Here is a 25,114-nt window from a genome sequence, read left to right as displayed (position 1 = left end):
TCATCAAGCACAAGCTAGTGAATCTCGCAGGCATTTATTATCCGTATTGATGATTATTTCTTAGCCATGACATTTTTATCATTTTTTAACCAGCGCTTGCTTTGGCGCTCAATATGCAACTGGGCATAATCATTAATAGTGGGGGCAATGGCTGTGCTTTTAAAGGGCTACCGATGATAAATAAAGTTTTGCCTAGCTATTAAGATTTCACCGTGGCCATTTGTGCTGAGCGTTCCGCGTGCTGTTCGCGTAGCCAATCATTCAATAACTGTGATTGCTTACGGACAATTGCCAGTTTTATGTTGTCTGGGTTTTTTACCAAGTCTTGAATTTTTTTCTTCATGTGGCGTTCAAGAAGTTGACTGACCAGCTCTTCGACCAAGCCATCTAAACTTAAGATATTACGAGCAGTAAGGGCTTTATAAAAAGCGCCCCAATCACCGCTAAGCGTTTCTTGGGTGCTCGGTTTGACATTCGATAAAATAAAGTGCGCCGCAGCATTAGCGTCTTTTGGTAGATAATTAAGACAGCGCTTAATGGTGCTGACGATATCGAGCAAGGCATTATCTTGCAAATCTTCCCATGCTAGCGGGCGCAGAATATCGGCCGAGGCTTTTTGTTTAATATGCGCTGGTAGCAGCAGCTCATGAATACCTGCCTGCTGCCAAATGGCTTCGATAGGGTCATCGATTAAGGTGCGCGGCTGGAATAAAAAACACAGCTGCAGCTGCTGACTGATGGTCATCTCACCATCGAAATCTAACAGCGCATCTCTTGCGTCTTTGTTTTGATTGCGCCTGCCGCCAAGCTTTTGATAAATGTCATTATTGAGCAAATAACGAAAGCTGCTACCTTTCGGCAGGGCAGTGGTCAAGGCGCGCACTTGTGACATCAGCTTGGCTTTGCCTTCGACCAGACTTAGATCATAACGCTCACTCAAATAAGCAAATATATACTGCGATAGCGGCATGGCATTGGCAATTTGCTCGCGCATGGCGTCCGCGCCCTGACTTTTGATAAAAGTATCAGGATCATGATTATTTGGTAAGGTTAAAAACCGCAGCTCTTTATCATCACCAAGTACAGGCAGTGCCACTTCAAGGGTACGCCAAGCGGCTTTTTGGCCTGCGCTATCCCCATCGAAACTCAATGTCAGGGTAGGGTTTAATGTCAACAGCCGTGATATTTGGCTCTCATTAATCGCTGTGCCCATCGACGCCACCGCACCATAAATGCCCGCTTGATACAAGGCAATGACATCCATATAGCCTTCGACCACTAACCAGTTATCAGCGCGCTGCTGGCGAGATTCATAGTAGCCGTATAGGACGTGCTGCTTATGAAAAACGGGCGAGTCAGAGGAGTTGATATATTTAGGTTTTACCTCATCATCGAGCGCGCGACCGCCAAAACCAATGGTGCGACCTTGGTTATCGCGAATCGGGAAAATCACTCTGTCACGCAGTAGGTCGTAATCGCGCCCTGACTCTGATTGGCGTACCAAGCCTAGCGCTTTAAGCCCCTCGATATCTTGCGGGAATTGATGCTCAAGATGCTGCCAACCAAAGGGCGCATAGCCGAGACCAAAAGCCTCAAAAATATCTTCGGTGATACCGCGTGATAAAAAGTAATGCTTGGCATGCGGATGAGTGGTGAGATTATGCTGATAAAACTGCTGGATTTGCTCTAATAGCTCGTACAAGTTGCCGTCTTTATCAGAGACACTAGTTTCATCATAAAGAGAAGTTGTATCAGCAGCGCCACTACCACCAGTCAACCATGCAGGCGGATAACTATTATCGTCTTGATCGTTAGCACCTTGATAATGAGTATCGTAGTCATCGGCTGTATAAGGCATCGAATCATACGCGTCTAATGGCGGATAATTTTCATAATTATTATTATAAGTTGGCGGCTGCATATTAGCAGTTGGCATGTGCGTTGCCGCTGCCGATGTTGTTGGCTGAATAGCGAGTCTTGGCTTGGTTGCCGGCTTAGCTTTTGGTTTAACGGGCGCGCGCTGATAGCTAACGTTTTGCTGCTCTTCTTTTGGGACTTCAATGCCCGTTTGTTTGGACAGCTCATTAACCGCTTCGATAAAGGTTAGGTTTTCATAGTCACGTAAAAAACTGATGGCATTACCACCAACGCTACAGCCAAAGCAGTGGTAGATGTTTTTTTGTGGATTGACATAAAACGATGGTGACTTTTCACCATGGAACGGGCAGCAGCCTTTGTATTCACTGCCCGCACGTTTGAGCGTGGTATGACGCCCAATGATACTGATTAAGTCAGCTTGGCTATTTAATTGTTCGAGAATATGGTTAGGAATGCTCATACAAAAAACAGTTTACCATAGGACGATTATATTAAGCATCGACAATCAGCTACAAAAAACTGACAGTAGATAAAAATTATAATAAGTAAAAACAGAAAAATAAGGCCAACAGAATGTTGACCTTATTTTTGATGATAGGTACTAAGCGTCTAAAATAGACGCGAGCCGTATCAATTTACTCAGCAGGTAACGTGGTACGGCGTACAGGGTTCATGTTTTGTGGGTCGACCTCGGCTTCTCTAGCAGTATCGCCAGTGCTCGATTGGCTCGTCACGCGCTCAGTCGATGCTTCAGGCAAACCTAAGCCTACATTGATACCGCTATTGGCACGCTTAGGAGACATATTTAACGGTGCGTTAGCATTCGCTGCTGCCGCATTATCACTTGGTAATCTTAATTGATTGGCATTGCGAATCACTTGGGTTTTGGTAGCCCCGCTGTAGTTGCCTGTTGCAACCGAGGTATCTTTATTAAAACGGTTTAATTGCCCAAAGGTGAGTTTATTAAATAAAGTACGCTCACGTTTGGTGTTGAGTTTGACGCGTCCATCAGCGCTGAGCATGTTTGGATAGTTGATTTGCAATAGTGTTTTATACTCATTTGCTAAGTCATTAAGACCGAGCTTTTCATGGCTATAAGCCAATACGGCGAGGGCATCAGGCACAGATTCACTTAATGGATAATATTGGAATACCCATTTAGCACGGTTGACCGCAGCGACATAGGCTTCGCGCTCGACATACCAGTTGGCTGCACTCATCTCGCTTTCGGCAAACTGATTATAGATAAAGGTCATACGCTGAGCAGCATCGGGCGCGTAAGGACTGTTTGGGTATTTATTGATAAGCTCTTGGAAGTTGGCAAAGGCAATACGCAAATACGCAGTATCACGCTCAGCTTGATTGAGCTTAAACAATTTTAGACCTTCTGATGAGCCTTGCATATTGGCCACGCCGCGCACGTAGTAAGCATAGCTGACTTGCGGATTAGAAGGATATAGGCTGATAAATTGCTCCGCACTGGCCGCAGCCGCCTCGAACTTTCCACTTTCATATTGGGCGTACATCACGTCAAGCAAGGCTTGTTCGGCATATTGTCCCGTTGGATAAAAAGTGCGCAGATTGTTTAAATCTTCGATAGCTTGTGTATAGCGACCCTTATCAATCTGAGCGATGGCGTCGTTATAATAACCTTGCTCAGACTTCTCAGCAGTGGCAACCGCATCCACGTCTTTACCGCCAGTTAGGTTTTTAAACGATTGACAACCCACCAAGTTGACGCTTAACGCCAGTAAGGTGATTGAGGACAGTTTGATAAACGTATTGCCAACAGCTTGCATACTTCTTCTCCGACACAAGACGCGTAATAGCAGCGACGCTATTAGGCTAAATTATAAAAGGGTAATAAGGGTAATAATAAAAAACAATGCTGGCGGCATCCATTAAGGGTCTGCTACTAAATAGGCGCTAGCAGTAAACGCACTCATTATTAACATCATTTTTATCGAATGCCGTTTTGCTCATATTAATAAAATAAATTATTTTAAAAGTTCTTATTTTAAAAATCAGTGCCATAGCATACAGCAAAACAACGCTTACTTTATAGAATAACGCCTGCTTCGTCTATTTTTTCGTTATCTATTTTGTAGTTAAAGGGCTAATGCTTTATGTATGTTGGCTTCGGTCTGTAGTTTAGCATGAGCCGTCGTCACGAGCGATATTGAATATGGCTGACAAGGATAAATATACAGTAAATTACAGCCATGTCATGTTTTAGAGAGTTAATCTGCTAAATAGTCACCATCGGCTAGCGACTTAATTTTCATCACGGCTCACTACCTTTGGAAAAATGGTAACGATAAAAACGCAGATAACGCGCAGCTTCTGTAGGGCATAAGCGCTTGGCATGTTACACTATGACGATATGACTGCTGCTTTTTTCGACCGTCCTTATTTTTGCTGGTCTGTGAACGCCAGTCCACTTTCTTATCTCGTTTCCTTATGAAGTCGGCTTATAAAGCTGTAAGCGACTTTACCCTATATCAATCCGCTATGAATAATGATGCTATGACGACCAATTTCCCTAAGAAACAACCGTTAGATACCGATATGTCAGCACAAGAGTTACCAATGCCAAATGAATTATTAAATGACCATCAGCGTGCGCTTGATGAGCAAACGCCGGATATGTCCAATGATGAGTTTGATGAGTTGGTCGCTGACGATATTGTCGACGATGAAGATGAAGATGAATACGAAGACAGTGAGGATTCAGTCGTAGTCGCTGGGCAAGCGGTTCCGGTCGTTATTGATGTCACGCATACCGTCATAGAAGACGAAGCGGGCTTACGTATTGATAAACTGGCATCAAAAGTATTTGCCGATTTCTCGCGTGCCCAGCTGCAAGGCTGGATTACTGATGGCAGCTTACTTTATAACGGGACGGTACAAAAACCGAAAATCCGTGTCAAAGCTGGTGATGTCTTGCATTTATCGACGACACTGCAGCAGCATAGCGAAGATCAGCCAGAAAATATCGATATCGAAGTTGTCTATGAAGATGATGATGTCTTAGTGATTAACAAACCTGTCGGTATGGTTGTCCATCCGGGCGCTGGCAATCAGACGGGCACTTTGGTCAATGCGCTTCTCTATCATTATCCGCAGCAGCACCACTTGCCGCGTGCTGGATTGGTACACCGCATTGACAAAGACACCTCAGGACTGCTGTTAATTGGTAAAACCAAGCCTGCGCAAATGGCTTTAATGGAGCAGTTAAAGGACAAGTCTGTCTATCGTCATTACCAGTGTGTGGTCGCAGGGGATGCGGCAAGTTTACTGCGTCATCGCCGTATCGATGCGCCGATTGGTCGCCATCGCAATCAGCGTACCAAAATGACGGTGATGACGGCAGGGCGTGAAGCGGTGACGCATTTATTGAATGTCACACCGCTGAACGATAACTACTGTTTATTAGATGTCGGTCTTGAAACAGGACGTACCCATCAGATTCGTGTGCATCTAAGCCACATTACCTATCCGATAGTCGGTGACCGCGTCTACGGTGGGCGTCGTCAATTGCGAGCAGGCTTAACAGAAGCGCAGCGTCAAGCGATTAATAATTTCCCGCGTCAAGCGTTGCACGCTTATACTTTAGGTTTCGTGCATCCAACGACTGGCGAAGATATTGAAGTCACCACGCCAATTCCTGAGGACATGCAGCAATTGATGGCGGTATTAAGCGAAGGTTATGACGAATAATAAAATCTGATGAGCTCTATTAAATAATGATATTCGTCTGGTAACAATCTGGCTGTAATGCTCTAATAATAACGATAAGACTGGTGCACTGACCATGCCTAACATAACAAACAATCTGCCTGTCACCTTAGTTGCTCAGCTTGATGACGTGACGGTTTTTCAAACGGCAGCTTTTAGCAGCGATGATAGTGAAGCGGCTAATGAGGTAGATAATCAGGCAAATTATGGTGCGCTAAATTTAGGCTTGCATGTCAATGATAACGCCAAAAAAGTCTTAAACAGTCGTATGCGTCTATTAACGGCGATTAATGAGCAATTAGCGGCGGGGCAGCGTGCGCCAATTAATAGCTTGCACTGGCTCAATCAAGTTCATGGGCAGCAGATTTATGATGTCGATGCGACGGCGCTACCTATACGCCCGCTAGATGCCGATGCCATGGTCAGTCAACAAGTGGGCTTAGGTCTTGCGATTATGACCGCCGATTGTGTACCGATTGTTTTATACCAGCCCGCAACGGGACAGATAGCTGCTATCCATGCAGGCTGGCAAGGGCTGGCGTGCGGCGTCATAAAGGCAACCGCCGAGCGCTTTGATGATGATAAACCAATCACGGCATGGATTGGCGTCTGTATCAGTCAAGAAAATTATGAAGTCGGCAGCCAAGTACGAAATAAGCTGCTGGCAGGCTGTATAGATAATAAAGCCTTGTCATCACAGCATCTTGAGAGCTTTGAACAGCGTTATGTCTTAGCATCTGTAGCGGACAAGATTAAACTGAACCTACCAAAGCTTGCCGCTGACCAATTAAGTGCAGCAGGCATTACCGTTAGCAGTCAATCCGAAATACCTTGCAGCTATGCGGATTCGCATTATTATTCTTATAGGCGTCAAACGCATCTTGGCCAGTCTGCAACCGGACGTATGGCATTGATTATTACCCGTAGTGCTTCTAGAGAGTTGGCTTGATTCAGCTCTTGAGCTTCTATTTTTATTTCATTTTTAATTGTCACTATTAGAGTTCGTATGAATACACCTGACACACAGCCTGCCATTTTAGAGCATGAGAACAATCTCACTAGCGTCTCAATGGCGGTCATTTATCATAGTAATTATGGGCATACCAAACGCGTTGCCGAAGCAGTGGTGACGGGCGCGCGTCAACAATTACCAGATTCGCAGGTTAAAGCGGTCGATGTGCATGACGTTGATTGGGATTTTGTCGATCAGGCGGATTTATTGGTGTTCGGTAGTGCCGTGTATATGGGCAGCGTGACCGCAGGCTTTAAGACTTTTATGGATGAGACTTCTAAGCGTTGGTATCACCGTAAATGGGAAGGCAAGTGGGCCGCAGGTTTTGCCAATTCGGGCGGTCTGAGCGGTGATAAGCTTGCCGTCCTGCAGCAGATTTGTCTCTATGCCATGCAGCATGGGATGAATTGGATCGGTTTACCACTGATGCCAACAGGACATGAAGCGCATGATTTAAATCGTCTTTCGAGCTTTTTGGGCTTGATGACGCAGTCGCTAGATGGACCGCCTGACGTCACGCCTGGCGCAGGCGATATTGATACCGCCATTTGGTTTGGCGATCATTTGGCTAAGACTATTATCAAGCGTCAACCTAAACAGCAGATAGTCATTGCAGAAGATTAGAATTAACTAAGGCGTGTTCTCGATTCATAATAAAAAAAGCAGCTATCAAACCGATAGCTGCTTTTTTTATTGGTCATTATTTGTAGTAGAAGGGATTTGAGTAGAAATAGCGATAGCGGGTCGGCGCGCGTTGGATAAATTTTCCACAATAAGCGTTTTAGAAGAAACAGTTTTAACAGGTATCGGACTTTCGACGAACTGAAAAGATTGGCAACCTGTCACAGGGATTGTCGCTGCCAACGTAAATATAAAGAAGAGTGATTTCATAAGGACATCTCGAGCGTTATTGGCAACATGGCAATGGTTGGCGATATTAAACAGCACTTAATCATAAATAAAATGCTGCATCAGTCAAAAGGGTTTTTGCGAGTAGGGCAACGCTTATTTGGAATGCAAGGTGGATGACAAACGGCCGCTATGTATCCATTATGTACGCTTAAAACCTGTAATAACAAGTGCAGAAGTCGTTTTTTGCTATATATAGCGATTTATATCCACGCTTTAATAATGGATTTAATAAATTTTCTAGGTTTAGTAATTGTTTTTTAAAGGATTAATCATCTTGCTCAAATTTATAATATGAAAATATATAGTGATTAAATATAAATTAAATCTCCTAAGAGGTTTTTTTAACTTTTGTAAAAGTGTGCGGTGAATGAGTTACTATTTAAGTAATAGTGGCGAAATAGTTTTACATTAGTGGGGTGAGCAGACATTGTTTAGAAACTATCTCTATTAAGTTGTTTTATCACGCCACTTTATTAAGCATTTTACTGGACGATTTGCTAAATCATGTAATGGATTATCCGTTGAGTACTGACGCCATTGTCAATAATTTTACTCAATATCAAATGTCTTATCCTGACCAATCGTTCTAATAATAATTACAACACCCTAGGTGCCAGCTATATGAGGATATTATGAAGCCACTTTCTGTGATGTTATCGATGCTTGTCATTGGTATTACCTCCAGCGCCGCGATGGCTGAAGGTGCTAACCTTCCTAATGCCAATTTACCCGATGCTAGCTTACCTAATGTAAGCCCCGCCAATAGTGAGCTTGTCAACCGCGGTGCTTATATCGCTCGCGCTGCTGACTGTATGGCTTGTCACGGTGAGAATTATACGGGCGGCACAGCGATTGAAACCCCTATGGGGAAAATTTATTCAACCAATATTACCCCTTCTAAACGTTACGGTATCGGCAATTATACCGAAGTAGATTTAAAGAACGCTTTACAAAAAGGCCGAGCGCCAGACCATATGCTGTATCCTGCCATGCCTTATCCTTCTTATAGCGGCATGAAAGAAGAGGATATCAGCGCCTTGTTTGCTTATCTACAAACCGTACCGGCTGTCGATGAAGCGCCTAAGCAAGAAACCAAATTACCTTTTCCCTTTAATTTCCGTAGCTTAATGATCGGCTGGAATCTGCTCAATATACCCTCTACTGAAAAGCGCGACGGTCTAAATGAGACCCAAAAACGTGGCGAGTATCTGGTCAATAATCTCGAGCATTGCGGCACTTGTCATACGCCGCGTAACAGCACCATGGGCTTTGATAAAAAAATGTATTTATCAGGCGCGTCGCTTGGTAATTGGCATGCGCCGAACATCACGCCTGACGAGTCGAGCGGTATTGGCAGTTGGAGCGAGCAAGATATTATCACGTATCTACGCACCGGTGAGCTTGACCAACGCGCCTATGCAGGTGGGCCAATGGGTGAAGCAGTTGCGCACAGTACGCGTTATCTGAAAAATGAAGATTTGAGCGCGATTGCCTCTTATCTAAAAGCCATACCCGCTATCCAAACAGAAGACAAGGTCAATAGCGTCAATGTGGCGCGCCTGCCAACGCCTGTGAACGAATCTATCACGCATGACTTACTGGCGCAAAAAGACTACTTGGCGCAAGCAAAGTCAGAAGTAAGTAACGGTAGTAACTCACCAGAAGCGTTATATTTAGCCGTTTGTGGTAGCTGTCATGGTGTTGATGGTTATGGTCAGCCTGACGCGCGTTACGCGCCTATCGTTGGACTGAGCAGTCTGCGCCGCGAAAAGCCTGACGCTCTCGTTAATATGATTTTGCATGGGGTAGAGAGTGCGACCAATACTTCGCCTATCATGCCAGGATTTTCAGAAGAGCTCAGCAGTGAGCAGATTGCGGGTATCACTAACTACGTCCGTACTAGCTTTGGCGGTCATGCAAACAGCGAGGTCAGTGCCGCTGATATTGAGCGCATCGCGTCTATAGGCGTCGAAAAGCCTTTTTTAATTAAGTACGCAGGCTTACTGGCGATTGTCGGCATCATTGTGGCGATATTGATTATTATATTTATTGTGCGCACCATTTTACGTTCTAAACGCCGCCGTTAATCATAGTTTATCAGTTGCAACGGGTTTAGAATTTATTACCAGACAAGGATTAACGGCAAAACGGTAGGGCATGACAGCTTGGCAAATAAATGCAGAATTAAGCCAAGCCGTTAAATTACAGACACTTATATTACAAGCACTTATAAATGAAATAAGCGTCTACTACTACACATAGAACAAGTGCCTACGGTTATGTACGAACGTCTACTTTAAGGATATTATTATGAAAGACATGCTTCAATCACCAACGCGGCGCCAACTGCTCTCGATGATTGGTAAAACAGCGGGCGCGACCGCCATGTATCAGGCGATGACGACGTTAGGATTTGCCTCAGAATCAAGCTTTAAAGAAACGATGGATTTAAAAGGGGCGCCTCCTGGTGCTAGCATCATCGTTTTAGGTGCCGGTCTTGGCGGACTGACCGCGGCGTATGAGCTGCGTAAAGCTGGCTATGACGTCAAAGTGCTCGAGTTTCAAAATCGTGGCGGCGGTCGTAGTTGGACTCTCAATAGTGGCGATAGGTATACTGAGCTTGGCGGCGAAGAAGTTACTTGTGATTTTGAAGAGGGCAACTATTTTAATGGTGGGCCGTGGCGTTTACCAAGTCATCACTATGCGGTTTTCCATTACTGCAAACAGTTTGGCGTTGAGATGCAGCCCTTTATTCAAACCAACGACCGCGCTTATTTGCACCGTAGTACTCATTTCAATGGTGTGCCGCAGCGCTTAGGTGATGTAAAAAACGACATCCAAGGACACGTAGCAGAATTATTGTCAAAAGCGGTGAATGTTGGCGGTTTGGATCGTTCGATCAATAAAGAAGATAAAGAAAAACTACTTGAAGGCTTAAAAGGTTGGGGCGTGCTCGATAAAGACTACCGCTACCGCGCCAGCAATGCTACTAGTAAACATCGTGGTTATAGTGTCCTGCCGGGTGGTGGCTTGATGCCTGATGAAACCCCATCAAAGCCTTTACCGATCAGTGAAATTTTGGATTCGGGCATGTGGGCCGATATTTATGGTAACCATATGACCTATGCGCATCAGCCAACGATGTTTCAGCCTGTCGGCGGTATGGGTAAAATTGGTGATGCCTTCACCCGCGAATGCCGCGATATGATTGAGTTTAATGCCAAAGTGACTAAGATTCATCAAGATGAAAGCGGCGTTACGGTCAATTATGTCGACAGCAACAGTCCAGATGGCGCGACTAAGACCATCCGTGCCGACTGGTGTGTCTGTAATATTCCACTAACTGTACTGACCCAGCTTGATATTAATGTTTCAAAGCCGATGAAACAAGCGATGGCAGCGGTACCTTATGAGACTTCTTATAAAGTAGGTTTAGAGTTTAATCGCCGCTTTTGGGAAGAAGACGAGTGGATCTATGGCGGCTTGACCTATACCGATATGCCGATTGCCCAGATTGCTTATCCTTCAGAAAATATGTTTAAAGACGGTACTGGGGTATTATTAGGGGCCTATGGTTATGGACCAACCTCATATAAATTTAATACGTTAACCCCGCAAGAGCGTATCAATGTTGCGCTTGCTTATGGTAAGTATATTCACCCGCAGTATCCAAAAGAGTTCCGCGCTGGTACGTCAGTGGTCTGGCATCGCATTCCTTGGACACTGGGTTGTTATGGTATTTGGAATGAGTCGACCCGCCGTCAGCATTATGACACCTTATGCAGTATCGATAACCGTATTGTACTCACAGGCGAGCATTGCTCACACATTCCAGCATGGCAAGAAGGCGCTATTTTATCTGGCATGGATGCCGCCAAGCGCCTACATAAAAAAGCAAAAATGCTGGGTTAATATGAATAACTATAAAAATTCAGAGGCTATCATGGACAATGCAATCGTAAAGAAGGCAATCGTGAATAAAAAAGTCATGAGAGAAATGACCCCTAAACTGCTGACTGTGATGTTGCTGGGTGCGATGAGTAGTGCAGCACTTTTAGGCTGTAGTCAACAATCAGACGATGTACAAACGGTGGTAACTCTACATGAGCAAGACCCCATCGTAACGGACGATTATCAAGCAAGCCGTAATACCGGTAGCTGGGGCGGCGTTTACATGAGTCGTGAGGAGCTTACTGCACCAGCCGTCAATGTCGTTGATCACAGCTCACTTCCTACTATGGACAATGACCCAAGTATTGCTGAGTGGGAAACCAAGTTCGAAGGGACAAATGCCTTTGTGACAACAGATGGCAAAAAACTCTACCATGACTCTTGCGCAGCTTGTCATATGCACAAAGGCGAGGGTGCTTATGGTGCCGGCTATTATCCGCCACTTGCCAATAACAGCAAAATGCAGTCAAAGTATTACATCATTGATATCTTAATTAATGGCTTTCGCGGTATGCCATCGTTCCATCACATGATGAATGATGAGCAGATGGCAGCGGTCACGCAGTACGTGGTCACTGATTTAAATGGTTATACGGATACGGTCACCGCCGCAGATGTTGAACAATTGAGACACGCGGTGCCGCCGGCTAGTGATCCAAGTGATGAATAGGGATGAGTTATGTCACTTAGGATGTTAGCTCATAACTTTTAAAAGTGGATGGCTGATATAAGAATCAAGTTATCATTCTTGGTAAAATAAAAAAGCGCCCGATATGTTTATCGAGCGCTTTTTTTATTTGTGATCATTTAGTATAGCATAACCCTATTTTACGCAATAAAGATGGCTAAGTTATCTAGGACTAGATGACCAAACTGGGGAGCGGATAGTACCTTGACCAGATTTACCAAATGCATCGCCGCCGTTCAATGACTTAATAGTCAGTACGCCTTTACCGCCCTGCTTTGAAGCAAAAACCACACGCTTACCGTTCGGTGAAAAACTTGGTGCTTCATCGATACCTGTCGCGCCTAAGTTCGCAGTGATGGCGCCGCTACTGTTCATGATGGCAGCTGAACGACCACTTAAAAAGGCGATTTGCGAGCCATCGCTACTAAACTGCGGGCTGGTCGCATAGCCACTATTCGATACTTGCGTGGTACGGCCTGAACCAAACTCATAACGATAAATGCGTGGTTTGTTAAACCCGGCACGGTCACTAACAAAGACAAAAGATTTGCCATCAGGGGCATAACTTGGTTGTACTTCACTGCTTGGCCAATTGGTCAGACGTCGTGGTTGACCGCCACTAGCGCTCATCTCATAAATATCGGCGCTACCCTCAAAGCTACTAGAAAACAATATTTTGCTACCATCGGGCGAAAATGACGGACTAAGATTGCTACCTGGGAATGGCGTCAATGGCGTAGCCCCGCCGCCGCTTACGTTTTGAATATAAATAACAGGGTGAGATTTATCGCGCTGGACTGAATAAGCAATGCGATTGCCATCAGGTGACCAAGTTGGCGAGAAGATAGAGCCTGCCACTTCTGTGATGGTTTTGGCGTTTTCGCCGTCAGCATCCATGACCTTTAAGCGCGAGATTTTCTCTTTGCCGGTGCCGATTTCTTCGATATAAGCAATGCGTCCTGAGAAGTCGCCGGGAATGCCGGTGATCAGCTCATATACTTTGTCCGCAATCACGTGAGCGGCGTAACGCATGCTTTCTTTGTTATTATCAGCGGTTAACGTTTGCTTGCCTTCTAACACGCGTCCGGTTTTAACCTCAATGACTTCATAATCGGTGACCACTTTACCGCGATTGCTGCGCGTGCTACCGATGACAAGGTAAGGAATGCCGATACTTTGCCAAACGGGCAAAGTACCTGCTAACTCGCTACTGCTGTGCGGCCGCTGCGGTAGGTTTTGACTGGTTACTTTTAGCTCAGTTTTGCTCAAATCGTTTAATATAATCGGTGATAAGGTAGAATCGCCAGCAAAGGAGACAAAAGCCACTTGGCTTTGTTGTACCGGAATCTCATAATCCAATTCTAAAACGACAGGTGCCGCCAAGACGCTAGGAGCAAGCAATAAGCTTGAGGTAGTGGCAAGTAAAGAAAGGCATAGTTTTTTATGAATGCGCATAACTAAGTCAAACTCCTAGATGGGAACAATGTTTTTTATAAATACTAAATCAATGATAACGTTAAAATGATATCGCCGCGGGTGCAAGTTGCTTAAGGTAACGTTAGCAATAATATCGTGTATGGGCAACTGCTTAATTACTGCCTTTAAACTGTATGGTAAAAGTGGGATATTTGGGGTCATCAGCATCAATTGGCAAGCTGCCGGTATTGAGCACCGCTTGTTTGGCGGCTTCATTGACCGCGCTATCAGGTCCTGACGCTGAGACATTCACGACAGCGCCACTGGCATTGACTGTGATGGTCAAGGTAGCACGCTGCGTCGAGCCTTTTGCTGCTGTCGGCGGATTATAGTTGCGTTTGATTAAATTGATGATTTCACTATTACTGGCGCCGCGACTACCGCTTGTTGATGCCGAGCGACTGCTACCTTTTGCAGTGCTGGAAGTGATGGCGTCACCAGACAGTGTTGATTGTCCATCATCTCCTAAGCTAAGGGTCTGTCCTGCGCTACCTGAGCCGCCCGTATTGATTTCTATATTTTTGTCATTGGCAGTAGGGCGTTTAATCTTAGGCGGATTGTTTTGTTTATTACGAAAATCTCGCAGCCTTTTTTGCTCTTCTATCAGCTGCGCTCTTCTTTCTTGTTCAACCTGATCATGCTCATCTAGTACAGATTCGTCCAACTGCGCTGCCCACTCAGCCATATTGCGCTCATATTCTTGATTTTGCTCAAGTAGGCGCTGGTGTTGCTCTTCGCTCATCAGCATCGGGCGAGGGTTCACCGCCTCGTCAGAACGAGTAAAAACAGGCACGCGCTGTGAAATCGGCTCGTTTGGATTGTCGTAGCTGACGCTGTCATCAAAGCTGGTTTCTGGCATATTAGTTGCTGAGCCACTTGCACTGCTATCGGCTGGCATCGCGCTCGCCGCTGCGGCACGATTGGCCAGTATCTCGCCTTGCATCTCAGCCAATTGCTCAGGAGATATCATCACGGTTTCGATGCTACCTGCGGTCTCGACTTCCATGTTTTGATACGTATAAGCCAGTATGCCAATCACAAGACCGTGTGCCAACAAGCTTAAAAGTGTCGGTAAAGTCAGCCCGTTACCTTCAGGTTCGGTCGGTACATAAACGGTGGGCGCATTACGCATAGTTGGGATACTCAAATACGATATTTATCAAATGAACGACTTTATTATAACCAGCTGAGCCAATCAAAGTTAATCTAAGAGCAGGGTAGACAGATTATAAAGAAGGCGCGGGTAATGGCGCACCCGTCAATAGTCCTACCTTTTGGATGCCTGCTTGTTGCAAGGTTGCCATCAGTGTCATGATAGCGCCATACTGATTGTTTTTATCAGCGTTAATCATCACTTGTAAAGGCTGAGCGCCAGCATCGGTATTTTGATTTTGCAAGTTGGTTAAGGTATCAATCAGTTCCGGCTCACTAATCGGCAGGTCGATGTTATTTTCATAACTGATAAAAATCTCGCCGCTATCGGTCAACGATACAATCACAGGTAGCTGGCTTTGACTGATGGTATTGGTTTGCTCTTTTGGCAAATCAACATCGACGCCCGTTATCAGCATTGGCGCGGTGACCATAAATATCACCAGCAGCACGAGCATGACGTCGATATAGGGAACGACGTTCATCTCCGCATTTAGCGCTTTTTTCTCACGGCGATAAGGGCTTTGTTTCATAGACCAGTTACCTGAGTACTTTGGCTATTTTGAACGCTTTGATTGGTTTGGCTTACTTGCGTACCCGCTTGCGGAATCTCAATATTGGTCTCGCGCTGTAGCATGCCTGTCATCTCGTCACAAAACAAGGCACGAGAGTCGTATAAGCGGCTCGCTTTGGCGGTAAAATGGTTATACGCCAATACCGCAGGGATCGCGGCAAACAAACCCATAGCAGTGGCAATCAAAGCTTCGGCAATACCGGGCGCCACAGTCGCTAAGGTCGCTTGCTCGCTTTGTGACAGTCCTAAAAATGCATTCATAATACCCCAAACAGTACCGAATAAACCGACATAAGGCGCCACTGAACCAATACTTGCCAGCGTCGTTAGCCCCGACTCTAATAATTGCTGCTGACGACCCAATCCAACCCGCAGCTTACGCTCAACGCCGTCGATGATGTCGTCTTTAGGCTGACGTTTTTTATGCATTCTTAGGTATTCAGAGAACCCAACATAAAAAATTTGCTCAAGCCCTTGGCGTTCAGGCGAGCCTTGGACGCCTTGATACAGCTTTGCCAAATCTTCCCCTGACCAAAACCAGGTTTCAAACTGCTGGTCAAAATTTCTGGCGGTACCAAGACGCGCACTCATACGAAAAATAATCACCCAACTGAGCAATGACGCTAATAACAATAATGCCATCACAATCTGTACCAATAAACTGGCTTGGGTGATTAGGTCGATAATATTTAAGGATTCAGGCATGTAAGCGGCTCATGGATAATGAATAATAGTTAATCTAATAAGGGGTTTTATATCAACCCGTTAGTGTACTGCTAAATCACGCAAATATCATTAATAATATGTTAATGGCAGTGCATAAATCGCTCTCAATAAATATATGAAAAAATAATGACAGCACGAGTATTTTATAATATTGTCCATATGGTCAACTAATTTGCACTCTTATACTAAGAAGATGTCGCCATTCATTGAAATTTTAAGCGAATTTCACTAGAATGTTATGGTTTGTTGCTGTCATTTTTCATGATGGTTCGTATTTACCAAATTATGTGTGGATAACGGATTAAAAACATCGTCTTTAACCTTAGTGTATCAGCGTCATTTACAGTCGCAATCTGGAAGCGTCATTTATCGTCGCAATTTGGGTGTATTTTATATGTTTGATTTAAACGCAGCATCGAGCGTCGCAATTTGGAAGCGACACTTATCAATACAGTTAAATAATGATAATTTACTTACTGCAATTTGGAAGCGACTCTTATGAACGCAATCGAACGCTATTTTGGTATTAATGGTGAAAATACCACGATCAAAACAGAGATTTTAGCCGGTGTCACCACGTTTTTAACGATGGCTTACATTATTTTTGTCAACCCTAACGTCCTTGCTGACGCTGGTATGGATAAAGGTGCGGTGTTTGTCGCCACATGTCTTGCCGCCGCAGTTGGGTGTTTTATTATGGGGATTTATGCTCGCCTGCCAGTCGCGCTAGCTCCCGGTATGGGACTTAACGCCTTCTTTACGTACGGCGTGGTTTTAGGAATGGGCTACTCGTGGCAAACCGCACTTGGTGCGGTATTTTTGTCCGGTTGTATATTTATATTATTAAGCCTTTTTAAAATTCGTGAATTGATTATCAACTCTATTCCGGACAGTATTAAACAAGGCGTAGTTGCTGGTATCGGTGCGTTTTTAGCCTTTATCTCCTTACAAACCGCAGGCGTCATCGTCAATAATGACGCGACGTTAGTGGGACTGGGCGATATGACCGCGTTCTCACCTGCGATGGCGGCATTGGGCTTTATTGTTATCGTTGGCTTGTCGCATAAAAAAATACCCGGCGCAGTAACGATAGGGATTTTATTGGTAGCGCTTATCAGCTTAATTACTGGGAACACACAATTTACTGGCATTATATCGGCACCGCCACCGATAGCGCCAACGCTGATGCAGCTTGATATTGCTGGTGCATTTGACGTAGCGATGATTAGTGTTATTTTTGCTTTTTTATTCGTCGATTTATTCGATACCGCTGGTACGTTGATTGCAACGACCAGTCAAGCAGGCTTAATTGGTAAGGATGGCAAAATACCTAATATGGGCAAAGCGCTACTGGCAGATTCGAGCGCCACGGTTGCGGGTACGCTACTAGGTACTTCATCGACCACCAGCTTTGTTGAGAGTGTGTCAGGTATTGCAGCCGGAGGACGTACTGGATTAGTCGCTGTGACGGTCGGGGTGCTATTCTTATTAAGTATGTTTTTTGCTCCACTTGCTGGTATGATTCCAGGCTATGCAACAGCAGGCGCTATTTTTTATGTCGCTGTACTGATGATGGGTACTCTAAAAGATGTTGATTGGTTAGATCTAACAGAGGCGGCGCCCGTTGTCGTTGTGTTGTTGTTTACGCCATTAACTTACTCAATCGCTGATGGTATCGCGCTTGGATTTATTACCTTTGCTGCTATTAAAGTCGTCGCCGGTAAGTTCTCTGACGTGAGTATTCCTGTTTGGATATTAACGGCCGTGTTACTTGCGAAGATTGTGTTTATCTAAGATTGTAATTTAAATTGCAGTCATTTTTAGTCATTTGATAAATGCTCAGCTTTGCTCATTAAACCCTTCTTATTTTAAATGAGAAGGGTTTTTTATGCGTAAAAATAAATACTATAAACCGCTATCTTCAGCACTAAATAAAATGATTACGTTATTGATTCGCTCATATTCTGTATGGGTTTAAATTAAATGGCTGAAATAAATAAAGACAAGTCATTGATTCAAAAACGATTAATTAGCCATAGTAAATATAAATTTATAACTAAAGCGTCATTTCTAATAAGTGGTTAATAACCATTTGTTTTTAAACAGTATTTTGTTTGGTTAAAATAGGTAAATTCGTTAGTTGGAAAATTTTTTTCATGCTACCATGTCGAAGTTAAGCGCATCACCTCAATCAACGCCGTAGAGGTTTTTCTTACAGTGAATTAGTATTCTATAAGATGACAGATAAGTGTTTATTAGGCTTTAAGTTTCCATAAAACTCAGATGTTATAAATGTTAGATTTTATGAACGCAAACCTCTATGAAACGTCACTTACCTTTGAGCATCACCTCCTTTCACTACTAACAAGAAGAAGGCACTAATGCCGCTTAGCTGTTTGTTGTTGCCTTTATATTGTTAACGTAGCCCGTTTAACACTAAAACGACCTACTTGACCGTTTCCAGCCTATGCTGGATTTTCTCGTTTTATAATGGCGCTGTTTGGTCTTTTGTTTATTGCTAATTGGCTTATTTCTATAGTTGTTATTATTTATCCACTATTCGATAGCAAAGATGTTTGTTATCAAGAATAGTAGGGGTGAAGTTTTAAGAACGTTTCACAATAATTGCCGCTATATCTTTAGCAATCAAAGCTCCCACCGCACCATTTATTATGGTTTTTAAACGATAGTTATGGAGTTGTTATGAACCCAGTAGACCAATTTACCCCGCAAGAGCCGATTTTATTTAATCCGCTCGATATATTAAAGCCCGCTTATCTCGGTCAATCGTCGAACGAGCTATTCTCCCGTATTTCACCTTTATATAGTGTGGACGAGGAGCGCTGGTTGACGGACTTGTTGCCGCTCGCCAAACCAACGGATGCCGAGCGTGAAGGGGCTGCTACGCAAACTCGTCAATTGGTCGAGCATGTGCGTAATGATGGCAAAGCCGTAAAAATGGTTGATTCATTATTGCTTGAATATAGCCTTGATACCCAAGAAGGTATCTTGCTCATGAGTTTGGCAGAAGCCTTGATTCGAGTGCCAGACAATTATACCGCTGATGCGCTTATCCACGACAAAATGAGCGTCGCTGACTGGAAAAAACACATCAAAAATGACAACGGTTTTATGGTCAATGCCTCGACGTGGGGCATGATGATGACGGGCCGCGTTGTCAGTATTGATCGTGATACTACCGCTGCTGGGTTTTTGGACCGTATGACCAAAAAAATGGGCGAGCCGGTCATTCGTAGTGCCATGCAAAAAGCCATGCGCATTATGGGGCATCAGTTTGTACTTGGCGAAACCATCGAGGGCGCCAATAAAAACAGCCAGCCTTATCGTAATAAAGGCTATACCTATTCGTTTGATATGCTAGGTGAGGCGGCGATTACCCATAAAGATGCGGAAAAATACTTTAACGATTACCTGCATGCGATTAAAGCGACGGCTAGCATTAAGGTAAAAGAAGGTATGCCAAAGCCGTCAGTGTCTATTAAGCTATCGGCATTGCACCCGCGTTATGAAGCGACGCAAGAAGCGCAAGTGATGGGACTACTGCGTCAGCGTTGCTTGTTATTGATTGAAGCGGCCCGTGAGGTCAATGTCGATATCAGTATCGATGCTGAAGAAGCAGACCGTCTTGAGATTTCTTTAAAGCTGTTTGAGTCTCTTTACCGTGATAACTTAACCGCCGGTTGGGATGGCTTAGGGTTGGTGGTACAAGGTTACTCTAAACGTGCGATTGCCGTTTTGACGTGGCTTGCGCGTTTGGCAACTGAAGTCGGTGACCGTATTCCAGTACGTCTGGTCAAAGGCGCGTATTGGGATACTGAAATCAAACTGGCGCAGCAAAAGGGACTGTCCGGCTATCCGGTCTGGACCCGTAAAGAAGGCACGGACACCGCTTATCTTGCCTGTGCGCGCTTCTTATTGTCAGAGCATTTGCGCGGTTTGATTTGGCCACAGTTTGCTACCCATAATGCGCACACGCTTGCTTCAGTGATGACCATGAGCGCGCACAGAGAGTTTGAGTTCCAGCGTCTTCATGGCATGGGCGATGCGCTTTATGACCATATTCTGCAAGCTTACAAAATCCCCGTGCGTATTTATGCACCTGTTGGCGCTCATAAAGACTTGCTACCGTACTTGGTACGCCGCTTACTAGAAAACGGTGCCAATAGCTCGTTTGTGCATCAGTTATTAGATAAGTCTTATCCCATTGATAAGCTCACCGTGCACCCATACGATAAGTTATTGACCAATGCTACTTTGCATAACCCTGATATTCCGTTGCCGCTAGATATCTATGGCGCGCGCCGAGCCAGTTTTGGCCCTAATATCTTTGTAGAGTCGCAGTGGCTACTATTTAAAGCCGCTATTGATAGCCATTTGCATAAAACTTGGTCGGCAACTTCTATTATTAACGGCAACGCAGTTGATGCACATAAAGTCGATGGCAACTCTGAAAAACTTGAGTCGCAAACCGTACGCGCGCCTTGGAATCATGAAGTCATCGCAGGCGAAGTCACCCACGCCAATGCTGATATTGCGCAGCAAGCTATTGATGCTGCCGTCGCTGGTCAAAGCGTATGGCAAGCCGTACCTGCGGCAAAGCGCGCTGCTATTTTGCGCAAAGTAGCGGACTTGTATGAAGAAAACTATGCTGAATTGATGGCGCTTTGCCAAATCGAAGCGGGTAAAACCATGCAAGACGGCATTGATGAAATCAAAGAAGCGGTTGATTTTTGCCGTTTTTATGCCGATGAAGCAGAACGTCTCGACGCCAAGGTTTATGAGTTTACCGACTTAGCAGGCAAGCAATCACGTCAAGTGTATAAGCCACGGGGCACCTTTGTTTGTATCAGCCCGTGGAATTTTCCTTTGGCAATTTATACTGGTCAAATCATGGCGGCGCTTGCCGCAGGTAATACTGTAGTCGCCAAGCCTGCCGAGCAAACCAGCTTAATCGCGCATTTTGCTGTGCAGCTGATGTATCAAGCTGGCGTGCCGGTAGACGCTTTGCAGTTTGTTGTTGGCGCTGGCGAAGTTGGCGGCACGTTGACCGCTGCCGATAATATTGCAGGCGTTATTTTCACCGGTTCAACCCAAACGGCGCAGCATATCAATCAGAGCCTGCATCAGCAAATCAGTGGTGAGTTGCCAGTATTGATAGCCGAAACCGGCGGTCAGAATGCCATGGTTGTCGATTCAACCGCATTGCCCGAGCAAGTGGTTAAAGATGCGGTATTATCTGCCTTTGGTTCGGCAGGTCAACGCTGTTCTGCGTGTCGTATTTTATGTGTGCAAGAAGAAGTAGCGGACAATTTAATCGAGCTGTTACAAGGAACGATGGCAGAATTGGTCGTCGGCAATCCATTGTATGCCGCAACCGACGTCGGTCCAGTAATTGATGCTGATGCCAAGCAAAGTTTGGACGCGCATATCGAACGTATGGCGGCTGAACCAACGGCGACGATCTTGGCGCAGACGCCGATGAGCGCAAGCTCAGTGGTTAGCGAAGAGCGCTCTACCTTTGTTTTGCCAACCGCGATTGAGGTGAAAAGTATCGATGTGATTGGCGGTGAGCACTTTGGTCCGATATTGCATGTGCTACGTTATCAAGCGCGCGACTTGAATAAGCTTATTGATGCGATTAATAGCACAGGTTTTGGTTTGACCTTGGGTATCCACAGCCGTATTGAAAATATCGCCGAGCATATCGAGCGCCGTGCCTTTGTCGGCAACACTTACATTAACCGCAACCAAATCGGTGCTGTCGTTAACGTGCAACCGTTTGGTGGCTGTGGTCTGTCTGGTACGGGTCCAAAAGCTGGCGGACCGCATTACGTTGCGCGTCTGATGCAGCTGTGTACTGAGTCGAACACGGCGGTAGAAAATAATAGCACTGAAACCCTTACCCAAATCGCATAAGGAGTAGCAAGATGGCGAATGAATTTAAAAAGAATCATGCCCAAGTTTGTGAAGCTTGGCGGTTATTAAGCGCGGTAGAGCGAGCAACTTATCTGCAAGCAGCTGTTGCTAAATTGGCTTTGCTTACTGGTGACGCCAATAAAGCCAAGCGTTTATTTACCCATTTATTAAATGCCGCACCGATGCTCGATGACGTACAGCGTATGACGGGCGCAACAGGTGAGTCCAATGATTTGTACGTGACTGCTCGCGGCAAAACCATGGTTATCGGCGGCGAATCTGCTCGCGCGATGGCGGTGCTTGGTCAGCTGGTCGCAGCTTTACTGACTGGCAACGAGGTGATATTGCATTGCCCAAGTCAGAGCGAGATGTGTATTGAAGCGGCAAAAATATTGCATGACACTGGCATCAGCGATGACGTATTAAGCGTTGCCAATGATTCGCAAACCATTACACTGCTATATATTGATCGATTGGCGCAAGTCGCGGTCGCAGGCAACCAAAGCGAGGTGCAAGCCATCAGCCAAGAGCTTGCTAAGACCGATGGTATCTTGACGCAAGTTATTGCCGTCACTGATATGGAGGGGATGTCAGAGATGCTAACGCCTGATTATCTATACCGCTTTGTCACTGAGCGGGTAAGGACCATTAATACCACAGCGATTGGCGGTAATGCCAGCTTGCTCGAGCTTGGCACCGAGTAAGTGCTGTAAAGCTAAATAAAAAAACTAGTATTGTATAAGCGGCGGTCAGTAGCCATTTTCCAAGCAATTTGGGAAGTGATTACTGACCGTTTTTTTATTGTTTTATGAAAAATTAAGGATAAAATTAATCAGGAAGGTTGGCTAAAAATATATAGTATTAAAAAGCTTTTGAATTATTAAACAAAATAATGTGCTTTTTTGAGTTGTAAGTTAAATAAAGTTAGTGCTAGTATAAGTTAACCGTTTAGTCAGCATTTATTCATTGAATGCTAATAGACAGCTTCAACACGGAATGTTGAGGTACTTTAAGCTAAAAAGGAGTGTGACCCATGCTTATATTCTCCGCTTTTCCAATAGGGTAGGTAGCCTCACCTATACCCAAACCTTTATGACCGCTTTTTAATTGACGCATAGATGATTGGTGAATTAAAAAGTTCAAACCGCAAACCGATTAAGCCTGAGCAAGTCAGTAGTCAGATAGGCAGTCAGCTTATTCAATACCCGTATAACTATCAGTATTGATGTAGGTATGATGATCGTCATCGTATAAATATTATTAACATGATAATTGAATACTACCTTAGGGCGGTGTCGTAATAACGCCTGACCTTTGCAGATATTGATTGTTAACATTTTATATTCGATTTCAGATAAAACTATAGTTTTTATCTGCCTTTTATCCTGACAGCCGAGCGTTGCTATGATTCGTTTTTATTTGAACGGTCAGTACAAACAAGTCACTGATCTAAACCCGAACACCACCGTTCTTGAGTATCTACGCCTGCATGAAAAGCAAACCGATACCAAGGAAGGCTGCGCGAGTGGCGACTGCGGCGCGTGTACCATCATGGCGCAGCGCTTGCCTGCTCATGACGCAGACCAATCTATGCAAGCACCTTTTTATACCCTTAATGCTTGTATCACGCTACTGTCATTGATGGATGATCATCATCTGATGACTGCCGCTTATATCGCCGATAATCCCGCCAATCACCCAGATCGCGCCTTATTGCACCCAGCTCAGCAAGCCATGGTTGATTGTCATGGCTCGCAGTGCGGTTTTTGTACGCCTGGATTTGTCATGACGCTGGCGAGTACTTATGAAAACCATCGTCTGCAACTGGCAGCAGGACTGGCATCGGACGATCTTAGTTACGATGATATTGTCGCTGCTATATCCGGAAATCTGTGCCGCTGTACCGGTTATCGTCCTATTATCGATGCGGGTTTAGCGATGGGCAAAATTGGCAAACAGCGCGATGCTGAGCAAATCTTTGCTAAAGATTTAACGATAAAGCTGGCAACCGATGCAATGGCAAACAGCAAACACGCTGCTAGCAATACTATTGAGCCTGCACTCACGCAAGCAGCACGCAAACTCTTTATTCCGCAGTCCATTGACGAGCTCAATCAGGTGTTAGCCGCGTATCCAAACGCAACCATTTGGGCAGGTGGTACTGATTTGGGGTTAAGCGTGACCCAGCACCTGGTCGATCATGAAGTGATTGTGCAACTGTCAGCGGTTGAGGCGCTAAAAACTTGGTCGCTACAAGACTTACATCAACATACTGATGAGAAATCTAGAGTTAATGCCGATAAAGTTAACAGCGACAAGGTTAATAGCGAAATGAAATCGGCAGTACCATCTTTAATATTGGGCGCGGGCATGAGTTATCAGCAACTGCTACCTGTCCTTGAAGAGTATTTTCCAAGTTTTGCTCATTTATTTGAACGCATTGCCTCGCCGCAAATTCGTAACATGGGCACCATTGGCGGTAACGTCGCTAATGCTTCGCCAATTGGCGATTTGCCGCCGGTTTTATTGGCACTAGATGCGCAAATTCATTTGCGTCATTGCGCAGCTATCGAGGGCAGTGAGGCTGATAAAGGTGGTTGTATTGATGAGATTATACCTTTGCAGGCATTTTTCTTGGATTATAAACAGACCAAACTACGCGCTGGCAGTTATATCGTGGCGCTGCATATTCCACTGTTGCAAGACCATCAGTATTTATATGTTCATAAGGTAAGTAAGCGTTATGAAGACGACATTTCTGCTTGTTTATTGGCAGCAAGAATCGATTTGGTAGCAGATGGGTTGACGATTAAAGATGCAAAATTCGGTCTTGGCGGAATGGCGGCGATTCCTTTATTGGCGACAAATTGTCAAGAAATACTGGTTGGGCAATCTGTTGAGGTTGCCAGTTTTGAGGCGGCAGCGCAAAAGTTGGCGTTAGATGTCTCGCCTATGACGGACGTTAGAGCCAGTCGTGAGTATCGTATGCATGTCGTGCAGCGCTTAATGATTAAATGCGGTAAGCAATTGGTCGCGGATATACAACCTGCGAGCGCTTAACGTTTATCGC

At 44.9% G+C, this 25,114-nt stretch carries 17 protein-coding genes; 10 read left to right on the top strand and 7 right to left on the bottom strand.

The window, feature by feature from the left end:
* Window positions 1-199: 199 nt before the first annotated feature.
* Together B3R91_RS11740 and B3R91_RS11735 are read right to left on the bottom strand one after the other, a co-directional pair.
* Window positions 200-2,338, bottom strand: coding sequence for a DNA primase (locus B3R91_RS11740; RefSeq protein ID WP_286797755.1), 2,139 nt, complete (start codon window positions 2,336-2,338; stop codon window positions 200-202).
* Window positions 2,339-2,513: 175 nt separating this feature from the next.
* Window positions 2,514-3,677, bottom strand: coding sequence for an outer membrane protein assembly factor BamD (locus B3R91_RS11735; RefSeq protein ID WP_286797754.1), 1,164 nt, complete (start codon window positions 3,675-3,677; stop codon window positions 2,514-2,516).
* 847 nt (window positions 3,678-4,524) lie between these two features.
* On the opposite strand from B3R91_RS11735, the gene B3R91_RS11730 reads away from it, so the two are divergent.
* The 3 genes from B3R91_RS11730 to B3R91_RS11720 all read left to right on the top strand — a co-directional run bounded on the left by B3R91_RS11730 (window position 4,525) and on the right by B3R91_RS11720 (window position 7,252).
* Window positions 4,525-5,598, top strand: coding sequence for an RluA family pseudouridine synthase (locus tag B3R91_RS11730; protein ID WP_286797781.1), 1,074 nt, complete (start codon window positions 4,525-4,527; stop codon window positions 5,596-5,598).
* Window positions 5,599-5,692: 94 nt separating this feature from the next.
* Window positions 5,693-6,565 carry a polyphenol oxidase family protein gene (locus B3R91_RS11725; protein WP_286797753.1) on the top strand — a complete coding sequence of 291 codons (873 nt, stop codon included), beginning with the start codon at window positions 5,693-5,695 and terminating at the stop codon, window positions 6,563-6,565.
* A gap of 57 nt (window positions 6,566-6,622) precedes the next feature.
* Window positions 6,623-7,252 carry a flavodoxin family protein gene (locus B3R91_RS11720; RefSeq protein ID WP_144296889.1) on the top strand — a complete coding sequence of 210 codons (630 nt, stop codon included), beginning with the start codon at window positions 6,623-6,625 and terminating at the stop codon, window positions 7,250-7,252.
* A gap of 66 nt (window positions 7,253-7,318) precedes the next feature.
* Here the strand turns inward: B3R91_RS11720 and B3R91_RS11715 are convergent, their stop codons facing one another.
* On the bottom strand, window positions 7,319-7,519 hold the full coding sequence (locus B3R91_RS11715; RefSeq protein WP_286797752.1) for a hypothetical protein: 201 nt from the start codon (window positions 7,517-7,519) through the stop codon (window positions 7,319-7,321).
* A gap of 653 nt (window positions 7,520-8,172) precedes the next feature.
* Here B3R91_RS11715 and B3R91_RS11710 point away from each other — a divergent pair.
* From B3R91_RS11710 to B3R91_RS11700, 3 genes are all read left to right on the top strand, one after another.
* Window positions 8,173-9,627, top strand: coding sequence for a cytochrome c (locus B3R91_RS11710; RefSeq protein WP_286797751.1), 1,455 nt, complete (start codon window positions 8,173-8,175; stop codon window positions 9,625-9,627).
* Between the two features lie 223 nt (window positions 9,628-9,850).
* Window positions 9,851-11,452 (top strand): flavin monoamine oxidase family protein, encoded by a 1,602-nt coding sequence (locus tag B3R91_RS11705; protein ID WP_286797750.1) that lies wholly within the window; start codon window positions 9,851-9,853, stop codon window positions 11,450-11,452.
* Window positions 11,453-11,528: 76 nt separating this feature from the next.
* Window positions 11,529-12,161, top strand: a complete 633-nt coding sequence (locus tag B3R91_RS11700; protein ID WP_286797780.1) for a c-type cytochrome — start codon at window positions 11,529-11,531, stop codon at window positions 12,159-12,161.
* 180 nt (window positions 12,162-12,341) lie between these two features.
* On the opposite strand, the gene B3R91_RS11695 is transcribed toward B3R91_RS11700, so the two are convergent.
* The 4 genes from B3R91_RS11695 to tolQ all read right to left on the bottom strand — a co-directional run bounded on the left by B3R91_RS11695 (window position 12,342) and on the right by tolQ (window position 16,086).
* The gene (locus B3R91_RS11695; protein WP_286797749.1) at window positions 12,342-13,634 is read right to left on the bottom strand and encodes a translocation protein TolB; all 1,293 of its coding nucleotides are present in this window, start codon (window positions 13,632-13,634) and stop codon (window positions 12,342-12,344) included.
* A 133-nt stretch (window positions 13,635-13,767) separates the two neighbouring features.
* Window positions 13,768-14,787: a cell envelope integrity protein TolA gene (locus B3R91_RS11690; protein WP_286797748.1), complete on the bottom strand. Its 1,020-nt coding sequence runs from the start codon at window positions 14,785-14,787 to the stop codon at window positions 13,768-13,770.
* A gap of 94 nt (window positions 14,788-14,881) precedes the next feature.
* On the bottom strand, window positions 14,882-15,340 hold the full coding sequence (tolR, locus tag B3R91_RS11685) for a protein TolR (RefSeq protein WP_068408657.1): 459 nt from the start codon (window positions 15,338-15,340) through the stop codon (window positions 14,882-14,884).
* The gene (gene tolQ / locus B3R91_RS11680) at window positions 15,337-16,086 is read right to left on the bottom strand and encodes a protein TolQ (RefSeq protein WP_201591209.1); all 750 of its coding nucleotides are present in this window, start codon (window positions 16,084-16,086) and stop codon (window positions 15,337-15,339) included. Before tolQ ends, tolR begins: the two co-directional genes overlap by 4 nt.
* 519 nt (window positions 16,087-16,605) lie before the next feature.
* Here tolQ and B3R91_RS11675 point away from each other — a divergent pair.
* The 4 genes from B3R91_RS11675 (at window position 16,606) to B3R91_RS11660 (ending at window position 25,104) form a co-directional block, all read left to right on the top strand.
* Window positions 16,606-17,901 (top strand): NCS2 family permease, encoded by a 1,296-nt coding sequence (locus tag B3R91_RS11675; RefSeq protein ID WP_144296895.1) that lies wholly within the window; start codon window positions 16,606-16,608, stop codon window positions 17,899-17,901.
* A gap of 909 nt (window positions 17,902-18,810) precedes the next feature.
* A complete protein-coding gene (putA, locus tag B3R91_RS11670) occupies window positions 18,811-22,044 on the top strand; it encodes a bifunctional proline dehydrogenase/L-glutamate gamma-semialdehyde dehydrogenase PutA (RefSeq protein WP_286797747.1) in 3,234 nt (1,077 codons plus the stop codon).
* Window positions 22,045-22,055: 11 nt separating this feature from the next.
* Window positions 22,056-22,748 (top strand): 1-pyrroline-5-carboxylate dehydrogenase, encoded by a 693-nt coding sequence (locus B3R91_RS11665; RefSeq protein WP_144296897.1) that lies wholly within the window; start codon window positions 22,056-22,058, stop codon window positions 22,746-22,748.
* A 700-nt stretch (window positions 22,749-23,448) separates the two neighbouring features.
* Entirely contained in the window at window positions 23,449-25,104 is a 1,656-nt protein-coding gene (locus tag B3R91_RS11660) for a xanthine dehydrogenase small subunit (RefSeq protein ID WP_286797746.1), read from the top strand.
* Window positions 25,105-25,114: the final 10 nt, after the last annotated feature.

Origin of the sequence: Psychrobacter sp. UBA6291 (assembly GCF_002439405.1) — a bacterium.
Lineage (GTDB): Bacteria > Pseudomonadota > Gammaproteobacteria > Pseudomonadales > Moraxellaceae > Psychrobacter > Psychrobacter faecalis.
This window is presented reverse-complemented; position numbering and strand designations above follow the sequence as displayed.